The 16,061-nt window shown below is 70.9% G+C and carries 15 protein-coding genes; 10 read left to right on the forward strand and 5 right to left on the reverse strand.

Annotated features, from left to right (window positions below; genetic code table 11):
* Window positions 1–67 precede the first annotated feature (67 nt).
* On the forward strand, window positions 68–676 hold the full coding sequence (locus ABFJ78_RS06860; RefSeq protein ID WP_436384892.1) for an LppU/SCO3897 family protein: 609 nt from the start codon (window positions 68–70) through the stop codon (window positions 674–676).
* A 185-nt stretch (window positions 677–861) separates the two neighbouring features.
* On the opposite strand, the gene ABFJ78_RS06865 is transcribed toward ABFJ78_RS06860, so the two are convergent.
* Window positions 862–2,244: an FAD-dependent monooxygenase gene (locus ABFJ78_RS06865; protein WP_436384893.1), complete on the reverse strand. Its 1,383-nt coding sequence runs from the start codon at window positions 2,242–2,244 to the stop codon at window positions 862–864.
* Window positions 2,245–2,302: 58 nt separating this feature from the next.
* Window positions 2,303–3,268, reverse strand: a complete 966-nt coding sequence (locus ABFJ78_RS06870) for an ABC transporter substrate-binding protein (protein ID WP_436384896.1) — start codon at window positions 3,266–3,268, stop codon at window positions 2,303–2,305.
* Between the two features lie 187 nt (window positions 3,269–3,455).
* On the opposite strand from ABFJ78_RS06870, the gene ABFJ78_RS06875 reads away from it, so the two are divergent.
* From ABFJ78_RS06875 to ABFJ78_RS06915, 9 genes are all read left to right on the forward strand, one after another.
* Window positions 3,456–6,173: a sensor histidine kinase gene (locus ABFJ78_RS06875; protein ID WP_436384897.1), complete on the forward strand. Its 2,718-nt coding sequence runs from the start codon at window positions 3,456–3,458 to the stop codon at window positions 6,171–6,173.
* Window positions 6,174–6,186: 13 nt separating this feature from the next.
* Window positions 6,187–6,864 carry a copper homeostasis protein CutC gene (locus tag ABFJ78_RS06880; protein ID WP_436384898.1) on the forward strand — a complete coding sequence of 226 codons (678 nt, stop codon included), beginning with the start codon at window positions 6,187–6,189 and terminating at the stop codon, window positions 6,862–6,864.
* A gap of 463 nt (window positions 6,865–7,327) precedes the next feature.
* Window positions 7,328–7,540: a hypothetical protein gene (locus tag ABFJ78_RS06885; protein ID WP_436384900.1), complete on the forward strand. Its 213-nt coding sequence runs from the start codon at window positions 7,328–7,330 to the stop codon at window positions 7,538–7,540.
* Between the two features lie 47 nt (window positions 7,541–7,587).
* Window positions 7,588–8,550 (forward strand): hypothetical protein, encoded by a 963-nt coding sequence (locus tag ABFJ78_RS06890; protein WP_436384901.1) that lies wholly within the window; start codon window positions 7,588–7,590, stop codon window positions 8,548–8,550.
* 168 nt (window positions 8,551–8,718) lie between these two features.
* Window positions 8,719–10,365 carry a S53 family peptidase gene (locus ABFJ78_RS06895; protein WP_436384903.1) on the forward strand — a complete coding sequence of 549 codons (1,647 nt, stop codon included), beginning with the start codon at window positions 8,719–8,721 and terminating at the stop codon, window positions 10,363–10,365.
* Between the two features lie 82 nt (window positions 10,366–10,447).
* Complete coding sequence (locus ABFJ78_RS06900) at window positions 10,448–11,290, forward strand: helix-turn-helix domain-containing protein (protein ID WP_436384905.1); 843 nt, start codon at window positions 10,448–10,450, stop codon at window positions 11,288–11,290.
* A 2-nt stretch (window positions 11,291–11,292) separates the two neighbouring features.
* Window positions 11,293–11,454: a DUF397 domain-containing protein gene (locus tag ABFJ78_RS06905; RefSeq protein ID WP_436384906.1), complete on the forward strand. Its 162-nt coding sequence runs from the start codon at window positions 11,293–11,295 to the stop codon at window positions 11,452–11,454.
* A gap of 10 nt (window positions 11,455–11,464) precedes the next feature.
* A complete protein-coding gene (gene mdlC, locus ABFJ78_RS06910) occupies window positions 11,465–13,051 on the forward strand; it encodes a benzoylformate decarboxylase (protein WP_436384907.1) in 1,587 nt (528 codons plus the stop codon).
* A gap of 1 nt (window position 13,052) precedes the next feature.
* On the forward strand, window positions 13,053–13,520 hold the full coding sequence (locus ABFJ78_RS06915) for a hypothetical protein (protein WP_436384909.1): 468 nt from the start codon (window positions 13,053–13,055) through the stop codon (window positions 13,518–13,520).
* Window positions 13,521–13,575: 55 nt separating this feature from the next.
* Here ABFJ78_RS06915 and ABFJ78_RS06920 read toward each other — a convergent pair whose 3' ends face one another.
* The 3 genes from ABFJ78_RS06920 to ABFJ78_RS06930 are packed head-to-tail and all read right to left on the reverse strand — an operon-like array spanning window position 13,576 to window position 16,060.
* Entirely contained in the window at window positions 13,576–14,439 is an 864-nt protein-coding gene (locus tag ABFJ78_RS06920; RefSeq protein WP_436384910.1) for an ABC transporter ATP-binding protein, read from the reverse strand.
* Between the two features lie 20 nt (window positions 14,440–14,459).
* On the reverse strand, window positions 14,460–15,293 hold the full coding sequence (locus tag ABFJ78_RS06925; protein WP_436384912.1) for an ABC transporter permease: 834 nt from the start codon (window positions 15,291–15,293) through the stop codon (window positions 14,460–14,462).
* Window positions 15,290–16,060 carry an ABC transporter permease gene (locus tag ABFJ78_RS06930; protein WP_436384913.1) on the reverse strand — a complete coding sequence of 257 codons (771 nt, stop codon included), beginning with the start codon at window positions 16,058–16,060 and terminating at the stop codon, window positions 15,290–15,292. Before ABFJ78_RS06930 ends, ABFJ78_RS06925 begins: the two co-directional genes overlap by 4 nt.
* Window position 16,061: the final 1 nt, after the last annotated feature.

Genomic DNA, 16,061 nt, shown 5'->3' on the forward strand with positions numbered 1-16,061 from the left:
GTTATACGTGCCTCGCTCGCGGCGCCGCCGGTGGGACGAGGTGCCGAGGGGATCACGGGAGGGCACTTTGACCACACCACCGTCCGACGACAACCCGTTCCGGACGCCGAGCTACGCCGCGGCGCCGGCCCCGATGCCGCCGGTCCCGGGGCAGCGACCCATCCCGCACTGGTTCACCCCGAAGGTGCGGACCACGCTCATCGTGTGCGTCGTCCTGGCGCTGGCGCTGGGGTCGCTGGGCGCGTGGGGGATGAGCCGGATCGGCCGCTACGGCACCCCGTCGGACGGCGACTGCCTGTACCTGTCGCGGGAGAGCGGCGACCGGCTCGCCTACCACAACGTCGGCTGCAGCTCCGACCGCGCGACGTACAAGGTCGAGAACAGCCGCCGCACGACCGGCACGTGCGCCGCCGGCGACTATGTGCGGTTCCGGCTCGGCTCGGGCGAGATGCTCTGCCTGGCCCTCAACGTCCGGACCGGCGACTGCCTGCGCGGCCTGGACGACGAGACGACGGTCGCCAAGGTGAGCTGCTCCGACCCAGCGGTGCAGGAGCGCGTCCAGATCCTGTCCGGATACGGGCGCGAAGACGAGTGCGAGCGCGCCGACAAGGTGCTGTCCTACGCCGGCTCGCCGTCGCGCACGGTGTGCCTGGCCCCGCCGGGGGAAAACATCTAGCCGGCGAGTCTCCGTCCAGCACGGTGTCGGCCGGGCCGGGCCGGGCCGGGCCGGCCACGGCGAGGGCGGCGGACGCCGTGCGGCCATCACCGCGATCCTCGACGCTGACCGCGCGGCAGGCGACCTCCGCTCCGATGTCGCCTCTGCGCCCTCCTGATGGGTGGCCTGAGCCCGGACCGACGCACCTAGCCGAACCAGCGCCCCAGCTCGGCGGGGTCGACGGCGTACCCGTCCGGGCGCAGGAGCAGCAGCCGGCCGCGGAACTCGTCGTCCGCGGTCGACGCGTGGATCAGGCGCACCTGGCCGCGGAAGCCCGGCGGTTCGGGGTGGTCGCCCAGGTCGAGGAGCAGGCCGCGGCCGTCGTGCAGCAGCGCCGAGAGGCGCGTCGGGCCGTGCGCCGTCGTCAGGTCGAGGTCGGGGACGCGGTGCGCGCCGGGGTAGCCCAGCGAGAGTCCGGACAGCAGCCCGCTGAAGTAGCGGTTGCCGTCCGGTGTCCGCAGCAGGTCGACGACGATCTCGCGCAGCGCCTCGACGTTCTCGGTGCGCTCCGGCGTCGTGAACACGCGCTGGGCCGCCGTGTGCCGCAGCACGCGTGCGGCGGCCGGGTGGCGTTCGTCGTGGTAGCTGTCGAGCAGCCCGGCCGGCGCCGTGCCGCGGACCGTCGCGGCCAGTTTCCAGCCAAGGTTCACAGCGTCCTGGACGCCGAGGTTGAGCCCCTGCCCGCCGAGCGGCGGGTGGATGTGCGCGGCGTCGCCGGCGAACAGGACCCGGCCGTGCCGGTAGCGCTCCAACTGCCGCGTCGCGTCGTTGAACCGCGAAGCGCCGTACACCTCGCCCAGCCGCGTTTCGGCGCCGTACAGAGCCGTCAGCGCTTCGGTGACCTCGGTGTCCGACACGGGCGCGTCGCGACCTGGCTGCGTCGTCGTGGAGCCGAAGACGAACCGGTGGGCGCCGTCGCCGAGCGGCGTGAGCATCGACCAGTAGCCGTTCGCCTGCCGCGTCACCTGGCTGAAGTGCGCGGCACGAGCCGGGACGAGCTCGGACGCGGCGGCGAGCCGGACGTGCGCCAGTGTGGCGACGTACGTCTCGGTGCGGCCGGGGAAGGGCACGCCGAGCAGTCGTCGGACCGTGCTGTGCGCGCCGTCGCAGGCCACGAGCCAGCGGGCGCGGATGCCGTCCACCGTGACGCCGTCCGCGTCGACGTCGACGGTGGTGACCTCGTGGCCGCGTTCGATGACCGCGCCGTGCTTGAGCGCGTGTTCCGCCAACATCGCCTCGACGTCGTCCTGCGTGCGGTTGAGCACCCGCGGGTGCCGAGTGCGCCAGACGCCGTGGTCCAAGGCCACCGGCAGTCCGGCGAAGTGCCCGCTCGGGCCGTCGACCTCCGGGCTCGTGTCCAGTCCGCGCAGGTCGAACAGCTCCGCGGTGCGGGGCTGCAGGCCGACCGGCCGCGGCAAGCCTGGGCCCTCACGGCGGTCGAGGACGGTCACCTCGACCCCCGCCAAGGCGAGTTCGGCGGCGGTCATCAGCCCGGTCGGGCCGGCTCCCGCGATCAGGACGTCGGTCATCACGCACTCCTCAAGTAGACTGAGTGCAAAAGTAGACCAAGTGCAAGTTTGGTGACAGCTAAATACCGGACTGGTCGGGGAGCAGGCCCTGGACGTCGAGGCGGTCCGCCAGCAGTCCGGAGTTGTGCATGAGGTCGGCGACGCGCTGCAGCCGGATGCCGTTGAGCGACGTCGGGTACGAGCCGAGCGAGATCAGCGCCGCCGTGGTCGTGTCGATGTCGGAGAACTTCGGCAGCGCGTCGCGGACGATCGCCGGGTCGGTCGCGCTCTGCTGGGCCGCGCCCAGTGCGGTGCGGAACGCCGCGAGCGTGCGTGGGTTGGCCTGGGCGAACGGCTTGGCCGACGCGTACGCCGACAGCGGGAAGTCGAGCGTCGCGCCGCGGGCGCCGTCGGCGAGGATGTGGGCGCCGAGGTCTTTCTCGGCGCGGGTGATGTACGGCTCGATCATCAGCGCCGCGTCGACGTCGCCCGCCTGCAGTGCCTGCGGCATCTGGTCGAACGCGACCTGCTTGAACTTGATCTTCGTCACGTCGACGCCCGCCGTCCCGAGCACGGAACGCGCGGCGAGCGCGCCGATGTCGTCGAGCGTGTTCACCGCGATCCGGGGCGACTTCTTCGACGTCGGCACGGTGTAGTCGGAGCCGGGCAGGGTGACCAGGGCCATGGTGTTCGGGCCGGACGTGTAGGCCTCGCCCTGCAGCTGCACGGCCGTCCCGCCCGCCGCAGCGCGGAACAGTGCGATGTCGGACCCGAACGTGACGTCGAGATCACCCGCGGTCAGCTTGGCCAGCCCGTCCTCCCCGCCGAGCTCGACGAGCTGCACGTTCAGGCCCGCGGCGCCGAACTTCCCGGCCGCGACGGCGATCCGCAGCGGGGCCGTGTCGATGGCGTTGCCCACACCGACGCGCAGGGTGGTCCGTTCCAGCGGCGGCGGCGGAGCGGCCGAACCGGATTCGAACACGCCACAGCCCGCGGTCGTCAGAAACGCCGCTACCAGCGGAATCAGCATTCCGCGTCTGATCATGAACCTTCACCTACCGCGAGAATCTGGTTCTCGTGCTGGATCGTATGGTCCGCGCCCCATACGATCGCGGGCAGGGCCGTATCGCGCCAGCGCGGCTTTCGGATCTTCATGGGGCGGGCTACCGTTCAGTAGGTTCGAGGTGCTGTCAGATCCGCGGGTTCCCGCCCGCGGCGGAAAAGGAAACCAGGTGACCCGTCGCGACAAGCGTCCCCGCAAGGGCGGCGACGCGGCGGATCCACGTCCGGCCGGCGGCCGCTGGCGGCTCCGCAACTGGCGTCTCGGCACGAAGCTCTTCGCCGTCCTCCTCATCCCCGCGCTGGCGGTGATCGCGCTCGTCGGCCTGCGGATCAGCTCGGATCTGCGCGACGCCCGGCAGCTCGCGGAGTTCGCCACCCGCGGCCGCGTCGACAGCACCGTCGCCGAGGCCATCCACGAGCTGCAGCGCGAGCGCGACCTCACCGTCCGGTTCGTCGCCCAGGACCGCCAAGGCGACACCGCCGACCTGACCGGCCAGCGCAAACGCGTCGACCAGGCGATCGGCACGTTCGAACGGACCCTCGACGACAGTAAACCCCGGCTCGACGCCAAGGCGGCGGAAAGCCTGCAGCAGACCGACGACCGGCTGCGCGTGCTCGGCGGCCTCCGCTTCTCCGCCGAGCACTCGGCGTTCCCCGCCGACGCCGTGCTGCGCTCCTACAGCGAGCTGATCTCCGGCCTGCTCGACATCAGCGACTCGGCCGCCGCCGACGTCTCGGACCCCGAACTCGCGCGGTTGCGCCTGGCCGGCAACGCGCTGGCCCGGATCAAGGACCAGATGTCGGTCAAGCGCGCGGTGCTGGCCGAGGCGCTCGCCGCGGGCAGCCTCAACCGCGACCGCACGCGCGCGCTGCTCGGCGCCGAAGCCGAGCTCGCCGCCGCGCGCAACGACTACCGCACCTTCGCGACACCCGAGCAGCAGCGGATGTTCGACGACACCGTGATCGGCCTGGTCGTCGACATCGGCAACGACATGGTCGAGTCCGCGCTCACCCGCACCGAGAACGGCCAGAACCTCAACGGCCTCGACCCGAACCAGTGGGACGTCTCGGCGACGCACACGGTCAACCTCGCCCACCAGGTGCAGCAAGCTCTGCTCGTCCAGTTGCAGGAACGCACGGACTCGCTCGCGGCACAGGCGCGCACGGCGGCGATCTGGGACGGTGGCGTCGTGCTCGGCGTCCTGCTCGTCGCGGGTGTGCTGTCGGTGGTCATCGCGCGCTCGCTGCTGCGTCCCCTGCGGATCCTGCGCCGGACGGCGCTCGAGGTCGCCGAGCACCGGCTGCCCGCGGCCGTGCAGAACCTGCTCACCGACCCCGAGCCCGCCCCGGAGAACCTGCGGAAACGGCTGGCCGTCGCGCCGGTCCCGGTGTTCACGCGCGAGGAGCTCGGCCAGGTCGCGCGGGCGTTCGACGCGGTGCACGGCGAAGCCGTCCGGCTGGCGGGCGAGCAGGCGATGCTGCGCGAGAACGTCAACGCGATGTTCGTCAACCTCTCGCAGCGCAGCCAGGACCTCGTCGAGCGGCAGCTGTCGGTGCTCGACCGGATGGAGGCCGACGAGCAGGACCCGGACACCCTCGCCGGCCTGTTCGAGCTCGACCACCTCGCGACGCGGATGCGGCGCAACAGCGAGAACCTGCTGGTCCTGTCCGGGCACGACTCCGCGCGCGAGGACGCCGGTGCCGTCTCGGCCGACGAGATCATCGGCGCCGCGCTTTCGGAAGTCGAGCACTACCAGCGGATCGAGCTCGGGCCGGCGCCGCAGGTCGCCGTCCGCGGGGAAGCCGTCAACGACCTCGTGCACGTCATCTCGGAGCTGCTGGAGAACGCGACGCGCTACTCCGGCAAGGAGACGGTCACCGTCGCGAGCGCCGAGACCCACGACGGCGACTGGCAGATCGAGATCATCGACCACGGCGCCGGCATGCCGCAGGCCGAGATCGACCGCACCAACGTGCGGCTCGCGAATCCGCCGGACGTCGACGTCGAGGTCTCGCGCCGGATGGGCCTGTTCGTGGTCGCGACGCTGGCCACGCGTCATCGCATCAACGTCAGCTTGAGCCCGGGCGCGGACGGCGGGCTCGTCGCGACGGTGCTGGTGCCCACCGCCCTGATCGTCGAGCTGCCGCCGATGCCGGGCCCGCCCCCGCCCGCCGAGCAGGCCGCAGCGCCTGAGCCGGAGCTGCTGGCACCGCTGGCCCCGCTGACGCCGGCGGAACCCGAGCCGGAGCCCGAACCGGAGCCGGAGGAGCTGACCCCGCCGTCGATCGAGGCCGGTCCGCCGCGCCGGGCGCCCGTGGTGGCCCGCGAGCACAGCCCGGAATGGCCGACCGCGGACGACGACTCGCACCTGGACCTCGACGCCCCGACCGAGCGGATGCCCGCCTACCGCGACGTCCTGTCGCGCTGGTTCGACGCGGCGGCCGCGCCCGCGGCGGCACCCGAGCGTCCGCCCGCCGAGCCGCTCCCGGTGGCGCCGGAGTCCCGGCCGGCCGAACCCCTCCCGCGACACGCCCTGGCCGCGGCTCCGCCCCCGCCACCGCCACCCCCGCAGCTTTCACGTGAAAGCTCCGAGCCGAACCCGGACGACGAGGACACCGATCCGCAGTTCGCGCCCGTCGCGCCGCCGGCCGCGATCGAGCCCGCCTACGAGTGGCCGACCCCGGCCGAGCTGGAGCAGGAGGACGGCGCCGAGGACACGTGGCCGTTCCTGCAGACCGACGACGTCGCCGCCGGGCCGGGAGCGGTGCCGGAGCAGCGGCCGATACTCTCTCTTTCCCCGGAAGCGGTGCGCGAGCGGATGACGAGCCTTCAAGGCGGCTTCCGGCGAGGGCGTCATGCCAGGGGGGACGACACCCGGAACCAGTGAAACGGATTGAGGCATGAGCTCGAAGACGCCCCTGCTGGAAGTGATCGCGCTGGACGCGGCGGACGCCGAAGGCGCGCAGGCGGGCGGGGCGGACCGCCTCGAACTGGTGACGGACATGGCGCAGGACGGCCTGACCCCGACCGTGGAAACGCTGCGCGACGTGCTTTCGGCGACCGACCTCCCGGTGCGGGTCATGTTGCGGGACAACGGTTCCTTCGCCGTCGGCGACCTCGAAGGGCTGCGCGCGGACACCGCCCGGCTGATCGACGCGGGCGCGCGCGAGTTCGTCTTCGGCTTCCTGAACATCGACAGCGAGATCGACCTGGACGCGTGCGAGGCGCTGATCAAGGAGGTCGACGGTCTGCCGTGGACGTTCCACCGCGCCATCGACCGCACCCGGGATCCGTTGCGCGCCTACGACCAGCTGGCCGCGCTCGGGTGTGACACCGTGCTCGCGGCGGGCCACCCCAACGGGGTAGCGAGTGGGCTTTCCGTGCTGCAGCGGCTCGCACAGCGCGACGGCGGCCCGGAGCTGCTCGTCGGCGGCGGCCTGCGCGCGCAGCAGGTGCACCTCTTGCGCGCGGGCGGGGTGCGCGGGTTCCATGTCGGGAGCGCGGTCCGGCCCGGTGGGTGGCAGTCGCCGGTCGACGCCGGAGCGGTGCGCACGTGGGTGGATCTCGTCAAATCCTGATCGAACTGCGGAAATAGCGAAGGATCTGCGGGGAGAAACCGAGTTCCGTCGAAGTACTTTCGGTGCCGGGTAATCGTGTTCCGGTCTGGTGGAATTGCAGCCGGCCCGTGCAGGGGCCCGGTGACGCTCGCGCGTGCGGGTGCACGCGCGAGCTTCGATAGTTGACCTGGTTGGCGGCTGAAGGGCCGCCACCTGCTGGTTATCGTGGAGAAAGTTCGGGGTCGCCTGAGTGGCCGGCGACCGCACCGACGAATCCTGACACCCCGGCCCCCGGTGTCGTCCCGGTTTTTGATTGAACAGGAGGCAGCGCTGTGAGCGCGCGTATTCGGTTCGCGATCAATTCCATTGGAAGTCATCGAGGAACCAGGATGTCGGGCATCCGGTGGATTTCTTTCGCGCGGGGGAGACTGATTCCCCGCGGATATCGCCCGAGTGGATCCGGGCCGAGCCGGAAGGTCGCGTCGTGACCGGCGCGATGCCGCGGCAGCGCGGCCCCGAAACCTCCGAAGACGAGTTCGCGAAGCTGGGGCTCGGCGGCTCGCTCGCCCTCACCGGCCTGCTGGCTGCCGTCAAGATCGCGGAAACCGCCACGGGTGTGGTGCTCACCGCCGCCGGGGTGCTCCCCGGTGCCAGTCCCTCGAAGGAGCGGGCTCCGGCCTGGCCCGGCGGGGAATGACCGGGAGCTGCCCGCCATCGGCAGCTCTCTACGGACGGAGGGCTGCCATGACGGGCAGTGAAGGGCGGGACGACGTGCGGGGCACGCGCGTGGGTCTCGCCGACGTGCGCCGGCTCGAGGACGTCGTCGCGGAGCTCAGGGCCCTGGACTACCGCTACGGCGGTGGCGCCTGCCGGGTGGCCGTCGAGTCGCGGCTGCCCGCCGCCGTGGCGCTGCTGGACGGCGTGACCAAGGCCGTCGTGCTGGCGCGGCTCTGCACCGCCGTCGCCGACCTCTACAACCTGGCCGGCTGGACGAACTTCGACCAGGACCGCCCGGCCGCCGCGCTGGAGGCGTTCGCCCGGGCGCTGGAGCTGGCCGTCGAAGCCGGGAACGACGACCTGCAGGCCAACATCCGCTACCGCGTCGGGCGGCTGCACCTGCACTACGGCGCCGTCGACGCGGCGCTGGCCGAGTTCGCGCGGGGCCGGGCGGCGGCGGTGCAGGCCCATTGCAAGCTCGCGCAGGCGATCCTGTCGGCCAACCAGGCGTGGGCGCACGCGAAGAAGGCCGACGTCACCGAGGCGCTGACCTACCTGCGCCGCGCCCGTCAGGAGTTCGCGGAGGCCGAGGGACGCGAACCGTCGCCGTGGGACGCGTTCTTCGGGTCCGCCGACATGGCCGCGATGATCGGTACAGTGCACGGCGAACTGGCCCAGGTGGTCGACATCCGGCACGGCCGCGACGGCATCCCCGCGCTCACCGAGGCGATCGCCGGGTACCGCGGCGGCATGACGCGCAGCCGGTCGCTGACCTTGATCTGGCTGGCCACCGTCCACGCGCTGGACGGCGACCTCGACGTCGCCACCGCCGTCGGCGAGGAGGCGATCGAGCTGACGGGCGCTCTGCGGTCGCCGCGCACGCGCCAGCGGCTGCACTCGCTGTCGGCGGCCGCCCGGCGGTTCTCCGGCAACGCCAACGCGCAGGAGATCGTCGACCGCGTCGACGATTTGGGGCATTCCGGACGCTAATCGAATGACCATGGAAGGGTAAACGTCCCGGAAAATGAAAATGGGATCCGCGAAACGGCAGCCAAAAGTAGGTTCCTGACCGGGCTGACGGCTTCTTATGCTTCTCGGCAACCTGCGGCGAGTATTGCAACGCAGGCCCGGTCCCCACCGCCGAGAGGAAATTCCCCCATGCGCTTGCGCAAGCTCGTCGCGGCCGCCGTGCCGCTGCCGGCGTTGCTCGGCCTCGCCGTGGCCGTCCCGGCCGCCGCGGCGACGGAACCCCTGGTCACCCTGACCGACAGTGCCGCTCCGCTCGTCGACAGCGCCCGCGTCGGCGACGTCGCGGGCGGGCAGCCGATCACCGCCGCGCTGTCGTTGAAACTGCACAACCAGCAGGCGCTGGAAAAATTCCTCGCCGATGTCCAGAACCCGGCGTCGCCGCAATACCACCACTTTCTGAGCCCGGCGCAGTTCAATGCCGAGTTCGGCCCGACGCAGGCCGATGTGAGCAAGGCCGTCTCATTCCTCGAGAAATCGGGCGCGACCGGGATCGAGGTTTCCGGCAACCGCCAGGCCATCACGTTCACGGGTTCGGCGGCGCAGCTGGAATCGGCCTTCCACACCCGGATCGGGAGCTACCACGACCAGGTGTCCGGCCGGGACTTCTTCGCCAACGACGCCGCGCCGACCGTGCCGGCGGACGTGTCCGGAGTGGTGGGCAACGTCGTCGGCCTGGACAACCACGCGCTGCGGACGCACGCGCAGGCCGTGGCGAAGCCCAACGTCGTCAAGGCGGTGACCCCGCCGGTGCTCAAGACCGCCTACGGCACCAGCGGTTTGTCGGCGACGGGCAGCGGTGTGAAGGTCGGCTTCGTCGAGTTCGACGGCTACCAGAAGTCCAACATCGCCAAGTACGACAGCACGTACGGCCTTTCGGCGGGTTCGGTGACGACGGTCCCGGTCAGCGGCGCGAACTACGACTCGTCGCCCGGCGACGGCCAGATCGAGGTCGAGCTCGACATCGAGGTCGTGCACGCACTGGCGGCCGCGGCGAGTGACTACGTCTACGAAGCCCCGAACACCAGCGCCGGCGAACTGGCGATGTACCAGAAGATCGCGTCGGACCACACGGTCAACGTCGTCTCGATCTCTTGGGGCGCTTGCGAATCCGCGGAGGGTTCGAGCGCGGCGAAGAGCGTCAGCAACGCGATCGCGACGGGCACCGCGGAGGGCATCTCGTACTTCGCGGCCGCGGGCGACGACGGCACGACCGACTGCTACCGCCAGACGGGTTCGACGGCGAAGGCGGTCGACTTCCCGGCGTCCAGCCCGAACGTGACGGGTGTCGGCGGCACCCAGCTGACGGTGACGTCGTCGAACGCGTACAGCAGCGAGAAGGCGTGGAACGACGGCGCGTCGAGCGGCTCCACGGGCGGCGGCATCTCGACGGTGTTCACAGCACCGTCGTGGCAGTCGTCGCAGAGCACGACGTACCGCAAGGTCCCGGACGTCTCGGCCGACGCGGCGAGCGGCTCGGGCTACTACATCTACACGGCGGGCGCGTGGGAGACGGTGTGGGGCACGTCGGGCGCGGCCCCGCTGTGGGCGGCGTTCGCGACGCTGCAGAACCAGGTCCACGGCGGTGGGCTCGGGAACCTGAACCCGAAGTTCTATTCGATCGGGAACGGGTCTTCGTACGGGACCGGGTTCCACGACGTGACGACGGGCAACAACACCCTGCACGGGACGACCGGTTTCAGCGCGGGCACCGGGTATGACCAGGTGACGGGCTGGGGGTCGTTCAAGGGCAGCGGGTTGTCGGGCCTGATCGGCTGAGTGTGGATCGGACCGGGGCTGTCGCGACTGTGCGACAGCCCCGGTTTCCGTTTTTGTCGGTGGCCGGTGACACACTGCGCACATGTCAACACGAGTAGCGACACCGAGGAGCCGGGCGCTGGGGTTCGGCCTGCGCACGGCCAGGGTGGCGCGTGGCTTGGGCCTGCGCGAACTCGCCCGGCAGGTCGATGTGCAGCCGCAGGTGCTGTCCCACTGGGAGAGCGGGACGCGGGCACCCAAGCTCGAGCAAGTGGGGTTGCTGCTGGGCGCGCTGCGGGTGGAGCCGGTAGAGCGCGGGCGATTGCTCGAACTGGCGGAGTGCGCGAAGGAGCCCAACTGGCTCGAGCGCACGGTGACGGGAGTTTCGCCGGCCCTGTCGACGTATGTCGAGTACGAGCGCACGGCGACGGAAATGGTCAACTGGGAACCCTGCGTGGTGCCCGGCCTCCTCCAGGCGCCTGGTTATGCCGAAATGATCCTGAGGGCCCACCGGCTCCCGCCGCCGATGGTCGAGCGGGAGGTGGCGATCCGCCTGCGGCGGCGAGAGGTGCTCACCCGCCGCGATCCGCTGGTACTCAAGCTTTTCCTCGGCGAAGAAGCCCTTCGCCGGCCTATCGCCGAACCCGCCGTGATGGCCGAGCAGTTGCGGCTGCTGGTGCGCGCGGCGCAGCCGCGCACCAGCAGCATCCGCGTGGTGCCCGCGGATGTGGGCTACCACCCGGGGCTGTCCGGGCATTTCGTCATCTTCGACTTCGCCCACCTCCCTTCGGTGGTTCACATCGAGCACCTCCGGGGCAGTGCCCACCTCTACGATGGAGATCACGTCGCAGCCTTCCGGGCGGCCACGGAAACCCTGTCGGACCTGGCGCTGAGTGAGCAGGAATCGCTCGAACTCATCCAGGAGGTGATCATCGGACTGGAGTGAGCATGCGCGAGTGGCGCAAGTCGAGCTACACCGACGAAACCAACTGCGTCGAGGTGCGCCTCGGCCACGTGTCGCAGATCCGCGACACCAAGGACCGCTCCGGGGGCACGCTGACCGTCACTGCGGCCACTTGGCGGGCTTTCCTTCGCAAGACTAAGCATTAGTCTGAGGGGCATGATCAAGCGCACGGTGCTGGACGCCACCCGGGAACTCCTCCGCGAACTCGGCCTCACCACGTTGTTCGGCAACCCCGGCACCACCGAGGTCCCGTTCCTCACCGACTGGCCGGACGACTTCGACTACGTCCTCGGCCTGCAGGAGTCCGCCGTCGTGGCGATGGCCGACGCCTACTCGCAGGTCACGCGCCAGGCCGTGCTCGTCAACCTGCACTCCGCCGGCGGTGTCGGGCACGGGCTCGGGAGCCTCTACAACGCCTACCGCAACCGGACCCCCTTGATCATCGTCGCCGGGCAGCAGACGCGGAACCTGCTGCCGCACGATCCCTTCCTCGGTGCCATCGACGCGCCCGACTTCCCCAAGCCCTACGTCAAGTGGTCCATCGAACCCGCCACCGCTGAAGACGTCCCCGCCGCACTCGCGAGGGCCTACCACGTCGCGACGCAGGCGCCCTCCGGTCCCGTTTTCGTGTCCGTCCCGGCCGACGACTGGACCGCGACCACCGAGCGCCCGATCATCAGCCGCCCGCGGATCCGGGGGTTCGCGCCCGATCCCGAGGCGATCGACGAGCTCGTCGCCGCGCTCGAAGCCAGTGAACGGCCGGCCATCGTCGTCGGGGGAGCCGTCGACCAGGACGGCGCCGTCGTCGAGACCGTCGCGCTCGCCGAGCGGCTCAACGCCGGCGTGTACGTCGCGCCCATGTCGTTCCGGTGCTCCTTCCCCGAGGATCACCCGCTCTTCCAAGGCTTTCTCGACCCCGAACGCGGCGCCGTCTCGGACAGGCTCGCCGGGCACGACCTCGTGCTCGTGCTCGGGGCGCCCGCCTTCACCTACCACGTCGACCGCGGGCGCGGGGAAGCTCTGCTGCCACCGCTGTTCATTCTCAGCGACGACGAGCAGATCCTCGCCCGCGCCTTCGAAGGCACCGGCATCCGCGCGACGCCGAAGCTGGGCATCCGCGCGCTGCTGAACGTCGTCGACCGCAGCACGCGGCCCGCGCCGGCCCCGCTGGAGCGTCCCGCGAAGCCCGGTGCCGAGAAGCTCTCCGCCGAATACGTCTACTCGACGCTCGCGGACCTGTTGCCGGACAACGCGATCGTCGTCGAAGAGACGCCCAGCCACCGCGGCATCCTGCACGACCACCTGCCGATCAAGGGCACCGACACGGGCTTCCTGACGATGGCCAGCGGCACGCTCGGCTACGGCGTCCCGGGCGCGGTCGGCGCGGCGCTCGCCCGGCCGGACCGCCCGGTCGTCGGCGTGGTCGGCGACGGCTCCAGCATGTACGGCATCCAGGCACTGTGGACGGCCGCGCGCCAGGAACTCCCGGTCACGATCCTCATCATGGACAACTCGGAGTACGCGGCGGTCCGCATCCTCGGCGAGACGATCGGCGGCGCCAAGCTCCCCGGCACCGAGCTGGGCGGCATCGACTTCGCGGCGCTGGCGGCGAGCATGGGCTGCCAGGGCGTGACGATCACCGAGCCGTCCGGCCTGGTCCCGGGCCTGACGGCGGCCTTGGCCGACCCGCGGCCGACGCTGGTGCACGTCAAGGTGGCCGCGTCCGACCGGACGCTGTACTGACTTGTCGACAACCGAAGAGCTGGAAGCGGCGGTGGCCGAACTCGTCGGCTGCCGGGTCGTCGAGTTCAGCCGGACGCTGAACATCGCGATCGTCGGCTTCCAGGGCGACGGCGTCGAAAAGCGGCTGCACGCGCAGTGCCCGTTCCGGGTGACGCACCGCGAACTGCTGCTGTTCGGCTCGGTGGACATGCGCTACCGGGACATCGGCGACGCGGAAACGGCGTTCGACCAGTACCGGACGAAGTTCGACCGCCAGGCCCGGCAGCTGACCGGGATGGTCACCGAGCACGAGTGCTTCGTCGAGTCGGCGGCGCTCGGCCCGGTCGGGCTGCTGACGGCGCGGCTCAGCGGCAACGTCGTGGTCGAAGTCTTCCCGGCCTGCGGGGGCCGCAACGTCGAGCAGTGGCGGCTGTTCGACTGGCACGACACCAGCCGGCACTTCGTCTACCCGGACTCCGCGGACAACTGAAAAAGCCGCGGCGGATCAACGAGATCCGCCGCGGCCTCAAAAGTCCTAAATGGACTCAGCTGCCGGTCTTGCTGCTTTCCGTCACGTCCGAAGACTGCTCCGCCAGCTCCCACTCGGCGGCGTCGGACGCGGCCGTGGCGGCCGCCTCGGGGCTGCCGCCGTGCAGCAGCCGCGCCACTTCGCCGCGCAGCGTCACGAACTCCGCCGACTCGCGCGTCGTGATCTGGTCCCGCGCGGCGGGCAGCCCGACCGGCAGGTCCGCCACGATCGACGCCGGCGACTTCGACAGCACCAACACCCGGTCGGACAGGTACACGCTCTCGTCGATGTCGTGGGTGACGACCAGGATCGTGCTGCCCTGCTCGCGCTGCACGCGCCGGGTCAGGTCCTCGAGCTCGAAGCGCGTCTGGGCGTCGACCGACGCGAACGGCTCGTCCATCAGCAGCAGCGCCGGCCGGCTGGCCAGCGCGCGGGCGATCGACACCCGCTGCTGCATGCCGCCCGACAGCTGCCACGGGAACTTCCCGCCGACGCCCGACAGACCGACCTGCTCCAAAGCCTCCGCGGCCCGCGAACGGCGCTCGGCCTTCGAGATCTGCCGCCAGCGCAACGGGAACTCGACGTTCTTCTGCACCGAAAGCCACGGGAACAGCGACCGGCTGTAGTCCTGGAACACGACGGCGAGGTCGTCCGGCACGCCGTTGACGCGGTCGCCGTGCAGGCTCACCGTGCCTTCGGTCGGCGGGGTGAGCCCGGCGACGCAGCGCAGCAGCGTCGACTTCCCACACCCTGACGGCCCGACGATGCTGGCCAGCTGCCCGGCCTCGACGGTGAACGACAGGTCGTTCACCGCGGTGTGCGCCTTCGCGCCCGTGCCGTAGCGGTGGCTGAGGCCGGACACTTCGAGCATGGTTGACATGGGGAGAGGCCTTTCCAGCGTCAGTCGCGGCCGAGGCGGGTCGGCTGCCAGGCCAGCACCCGCCGCTCCGCGGCCAGGAAGATCGTGTTGAAGACGTAGCCGAGGATGCCCAGCAGCACCAGCCACGACCACATGTTCGGGAAGTCGAAGTCCTGCTGGGCGTTCAGCAGCGACCGCCCGATGCCGTTGTACGCGCCGACCAGTTCGGAAACGACCATCAGCAGCAGCGAAATGGACAGGCTGACCCGCAGCCCGGCGAAGATCTTCGGCGCCGCCGCGGGCAGCACGACCATGCCGATCCAGTACCGCTTGGGGGTCCGGAACGACCGCGCCGTCTCCACCTTCACCTGGTCGACCGACCGGACGCCGTCGACCGCGTTGAGCAGCACCGGCCACACCGCGCCGAAGATGATCGACCCGATCTGCATGCCCGAGCTCAGCCCGAACAGCACCGCGAACACCGGGATCAGCGTGGGCGGCGGGATCGAGCGGAAGAACGCGAACAGCGGGCCGACGTAGTCCATCGCCGTCCCGGACCGGCCGAGCAGCACGCCGAGGACGACGCCGACGACCGCGGCCAGCGCCCAGCCGCCGAGCGTCCGGCCGAGGCTGGGGAACACGTTGTCGAACACCGCGTCGGTGAGGAACAGGTGCGACGCGGGCCCGGTGAACCACAGCTTCGCGGCGGCGGTCGCGATCTCCGTCGGCGGCGGGAAGAACTTGCTGCCGCCGGCCCGGGCGGCGAACTCCCAGACGACCACGAGGATCGCGAACAGCAGCCAGTTGCGGACGACGGTCGCGGCACCGCGGGCGGCGCGCCGGCCGACCCGGCCGGAAAGTGTCGCCGTGCTCATGCGATCGCCTCCCGGTCGACGGTGCTCCACCGGAACAGCCGCTTGCCCAGCTGCTCGAGTCCTTCGTTGATCAGGTAGCCCAGCACCCCCGCGACCACGGTACCGGCCAGCACCAGGTCGAACCGGATCGAACCGGTGCCCGCGACCAGGATGAAGCTGCCGAGGCCGACTTCGGAACCGGCGAGGAACTCGACGCTGACGACGGCGATCAGGGAGATGGTCGCCGACAGCCGGACGCCGGTGAAGACGAACGGCGCGGTCTGCGGCAGCGCGACCGACGAGAGCATGCGGAACCGGCTGGTCCCGCAGGCGCGCGCGGTCTCCATCAGCACCGGGTCGATCTCGCCCATGCCGTAGATGGTGTTGAACATGATCGGCCACAGGGATGCGTACACCGCAAGGGAAATCTTCGCCTCCGGGCCCGAGCCGATCACCAGCAGCACCAGCGGGACGAGCGCGGTGACCGGGATCGGGCGGAGGAACTCGACGATCGCCGCGGTGGCCGTGCGCAGCACCGGGACGCTGCCCAGCAGCAGCCCGGCCGGCACCCCGACGGCGATGGCGATGGCGATGGCGATCAGCCAGGCCAGCATGGTCGCGACGATGTCGCGGATGAAGGAGGGGTCGCCCAGCAGTTCCCCGACGGTGACCAGGACGACGCTCGGCGGCGGCGTGAACGTCTTGCTGACCAGGCCGACCTGGACGACGACCTCCCAGAGCAGGAGGAAGCCGACCAGGCCGGCCAGGCCTCGGAGCAGCTTCTTCACG

The organism is Amycolatopsis sp. MEPSY49 (assembly GCF_051337345.1).
In the GTDB taxonomy this organism is placed as follows: domain Bacteria; phylum Actinomycetota; class Actinomycetes; order Mycobacteriales; family Pseudonocardiaceae; genus Amycolatopsis.